This window comes from Dietzia sp. DQ11-71 (assembly GCF_014144995.1).
Classification (GTDB): domain Bacteria; phylum Actinomycetota; class Actinomycetes; order Mycobacteriales; family Mycobacteriaceae; genus Dietzia; species Dietzia kunjamensis.
Genome location: NZ_JAALDT010000500.1, coordinates 1 through 1,333, shown reverse-complemented (window position 1 = coordinate 1,333; position 1,333 = coordinate 1). Strand labels below are relative to the sequence as shown.

Here is a 1,333-nt window from a genome sequence, read left to right as displayed (position 1 = left end):
TCGTCGGACTCCGCCTCGATCTCGGCGATCTCCGCCCCCGCGCCGATATTCAGCTTGTCGAGGATCTTGCGCTCGATCTCGTCCCGCACCGACGGGTTCTCCTTGAGGTACCGACGGGCGTTCTCCTTGCCCTGGCCCAACTGGTCCGGTCCGTAGGTGAACCAGGACCCCGACTTCTTGATGAAGCCGTTGTCCACGCCCATGTCGATGAGCGACCCCTCGCGGCTGATCCCCTCGCCGTAGAGGATGTCGAACTCCGCGATCTTGAACGGCGGCGCGACCTTGTTCTTGACGACCTTGCACTTGGTGCGGTTACCGACCGCGTCGGCACCGTCCTTGAGCGTCTCGATACGGCGCACGTCCAACCGCACCGACGCGTAGAACTTCAGCGCCTTACCACCGGTGGTGGTCTCCGGCGAGCCGAACATGACGCCGATCTTCTCGCGCAGCTGGTTGATGAAGATGGCGGTGGTGCCGGTGTTGTGCAGCGCGCCCGTCATCTTCCGCAGGGCCTGGCTCATGAGTCGCGCCTGCAGGCCGACGTGGCTGTCGCCCATCTCCCCCTCGATCTCGGCGCGCGGGACGAGCGCCGCCACGGAGTCGATCACCAGGATGTCGATCGACCCCGACCGGACGAGCATGTCCGCGATCTCCAGGGCCTGCTCACCCGTGTCCGGCTGGGAGACGATGAGGTTGTCCGTGTCCACGCCGAGCTTGCGGGCGTACTCCGGATCCAGGGCGTGCTCCGCGTCGATGAACGCCGCGATCCCGCCGGCCGCCTGCGCGTTGGCCACGGCGTGCAACGCGACCGTGGTCTTACCCGAGGACTCCGGGCCGTAGATCTCCACGACGCGTCCCCGGGGGAAGCCCCCCACGCCCAGTGCCACGTCGAGCGACAGCGCCCCGGTCGGGATGACCTGGACCGGCGGCCGGTTGTCGTCACCCAACCGCATGACCGAGCCCTTGCCGTAGGCCTTGTCGATCTGCGCGAGGGCCAGTTCCAGCGCCTGTTCGCGATTCTGGGCCACGCCCGTCTTGGTCCCCGACTTCGCGGTGGTCTTGGGTGCCATGGTGCTCTCCGTTCCTGCGCGACCCCCGGCGTCCGGCCGATCGGTCTGGGTGGTGATTCAGTTGCGGACGTTACGGGCCGGGTACGACACGAACGTCTGGCGCGAACCCGGCGACCGTTTTCCTGTGGAGGAAGGGCGCCCTGTGGACGGGGCGAACCGTCAGCACGTGACACCCAGTGTAGGCGAACGGGTGTTCGAGGTCGACCGACACGCCGCGGACGGAGCGCTAGCCCCGGTGATTCACGGGGATCTGCGGATCGCTG

1 protein-coding gene is annotated in these 1,333 nt (G+C 67.4%); it reads right to left on the bottom strand.

The features are described 5' to 3' along the window. The coding region (gene recA, locus G6023_RS15295) for a recombinase RecA (RefSeq protein WP_182636338.1) at nucleotides 1–1,070 on the bottom strand (1,070 nt) is incomplete at its 3' end. Between the last annotated feature and the right edge of the window lie 263 nt (nucleotides 1,071–1,333).